General features: G+C 59.6%; 1 protein-coding gene. It reads left to right on the forward strand.

The features are described from left to right. Positions 1-397 precede the first annotated feature (397 nt). The coding region (locus C693_RS21850; protein ID WP_241762676.1) for an ABC transporter transmembrane domain-containing protein at positions 398-1,560 on the forward strand (1,163 nt) is incomplete at its 3' end.

The following is a 1,560-nucleotide window of genomic DNA, read 5'->3' on the forward strand; positions in this document are numbered from 1 at the left end:
GATTAGGGAGCATTATCGTGGGTAGCCTCAGTGCCCCCCTTGAGGTCGCTCTGGCAGATCTGGCGACGAAATTCGGGACGGTATGGCGCGAAACCGCAGATGGATGTCGCCGAGTCCCCGGTGAGCGCGATACGCAAGAGACCACGCCTCCACCGAGGGTGAGGGAGAGCGGCTGCGCAACTGCCGCCTAGTTCTCGTTTGACGACTTGCAGTCGTCATGTCGATCTTGCAAGATCCGCAAGAAGTTGCGATCACGGCAGGACTTCATAGACCTCCGCCAACGCTGTAAGGGCGGCGAGTATTGCTGTGAAGTCGGCGTCAGACGACGTGGCGCATGGCCGCGGGCGGGGAAGGGGCAGGGAAAAGCTGTCCATCAACAATGGGATTGAATTTGCGCATGGATGCTGCCGAGACTGCCGATGAGGTGGTCACTCGTTATCTACCAGATGACGACCAGACCGCCCGGGCGGGCGATGTTGTCGAAGATCAGCCTCTGCTGGGCCTGGTTCTCCTGGCCCAGTTCCATGGCATCGCAACGGACGCCAACCAACTCCGCCATGAGGCAGGCAGAGGATCAGAGCCTTTCGACGAGACTGGCTTGCTGCTGGCCGCCAAAAGGCTCGACCTTAAGGCAAAAATCATTCGGCAGCCGGCTGAACGGTTGGATCGCGTCGCGCTGCCGGCGCTAGCGCTCTGTAATGACGGTTCGGCATTTGTTGTAGCTAAGATCGGTGACGGCAAGGTCCTGATCCACGATCTTGCCCTGCAACGCCCCTGTGTCTTGCCATGGGACGAATTCACGGCGCGCTACGACGGCCGGCTGCTCACCGTGGCCTCGCGTGCTTCGCTGGTAGCGGAACTGGCCAAGTTCGACTTCAGCTGGTTCATTCCGGCGGTGGTGAAGTACCGCAAGCTGTTGCTGGAAGTACTGACGGTTTCGTTCTTCCTACAACTGTTCGCGTTGGTCACACCACTGTTCTTCCAGGTGGTGATGGACAAGGTGCTGGTGCACCATGCCATGACGACCCTCACGGTCATCACGATCGGGCTGCTGGTCATTACGTTGTTCAACGTCGTGCTGGCCGGCTTGCGCACCTACGTGTTTGCTCACACCACCAGCCGCATCGATGTGGAACTAGGTGCCCGTCTATTCCGGCACATCCTGGCGTTGCCGCTGGCTTATTTCGAATCGCGCCGTGTCGGCGACACGATCGCTCGCGTGCGCGAGCTGGAGAACATCCGAAATTTTCTGACCGGACAGACACTGACGTCGGTACTGGATTTGTTGTTCACCTTCGTCTTTCTGGCGGTAATGTTCTTTTACAGCGGCTGGCTGACTTTGATCGTAGTGATCTCGCTGCCGCTGTACGCGATCTGGTCGGCGTCCATCACACCGACCCTGCGCGCACGCCTCAACGAGAAGTTCGCGCGCAGCGCAGACAACCAGTCCTTCCTGGTGGAAACGATCGCCGGCATAGGCACGGTCAAGGCGATGGCCGTGGATCCGCGCATGGTGCGCACCTGGGACAACCAGCTGGCGGGCTACGTCAGCGCTGGTTT

This window comes from Dyella ginsengisoli LA-4 (genome assembly GCF_000334915.1).
GTDB lineage: Bacteria > Pseudomonadota > Gammaproteobacteria > Xanthomonadales > Rhodanobacteraceae > Dyella_A > Dyella_A ginsengisoli_A.